This window comes from Thiorhodococcus mannitoliphagus (genome assembly GCF_010915725.1).
In the GTDB taxonomy this organism is placed as follows: domain Bacteria; phylum Pseudomonadota; class Gammaproteobacteria; order Chromatiales; family Chromatiaceae; genus Thiorhodococcus; species Thiorhodococcus mannitoliphagus.
Window position 1 is genome coordinate 1 of record NZ_JAAIJR010000399.1, and the last position, 745, is coordinate 745.

At 64.8% G+C, this 745-nt stretch carries 1 protein-coding gene; it reads right to left on the bottom strand.

Features of this window, described 5'->3' with window-relative positions:
* A partial coding sequence (locus G3480_RS27115; RefSeq protein ID WP_338114244.1) for a helix-turn-helix domain-containing protein occupies positions 1-598 on the bottom strand: 598 nt, incomplete at its 3' end.
* Positions 599-745 lie beyond the last annotated feature (147 nt).

The window sequence follows — 745 nt, forward strand, 5'->3', positions numbered from 1 at the left end:
TGGGTAGGTCCACTGGCGATTCAATCCCGTTTTCAAGCTCGTTTTCAAACCGGCGCACGGCTCGACTGACGGTGGAATAGTGTACGCCGAAGTCATCGGCGATCTCCCGCATGCTGTAGACGCCGCTCTGATAGGCCCGTGCCATCGCCTCGGCTCGGACGGGGTAGCGGCGCGCGAACTCGGCGAGGGGCGTGGCAAGTGGCCGACGCTGGGCGCGCGGAATTTCGCGCAGCCGCTCCGCGGGCATGGACGGGACGCAGTGGCGCTGCACGAACGCCTCACTCCCGAGAAAGACCTGATGGCGCAGCCCGTCCCAGACGCTTGGCTGGGCGATTCCCTCGCGGACGAAGGCTGCGTAACCGGCCCGTGCGCGGGAAGGCTCCGGACCGAACTGGCCAAGCAACCAGTCGGTCTCCAGCCAGGCGGGGCAGGGCGCTTGTCCGACCATCGCTCGATAGCTGCTCCAGGGCCAGTCGCCTGGCTCCAGAACCATCCCGGCACGCACCGGGTTCAACACCAGGTAGCGCGCCAGCTCCAGAAGGTAGGCATCCCGTTCGACCAAAATGGCCTTGAATCGACCCTGGAAGAGGTGACCCACCAGCCCATGGCGTCGATTCGTGGTTTGGGTCTAGACACCGTTGAGCTGGCGCATCCCCTTGGAGAGGTTGGCATCGGGCGTCTCGACGACGCAGTGATAATGATTGGTCATCTCGCAGTAGGCGTGGCAGCGCCAGTTGAACCGACG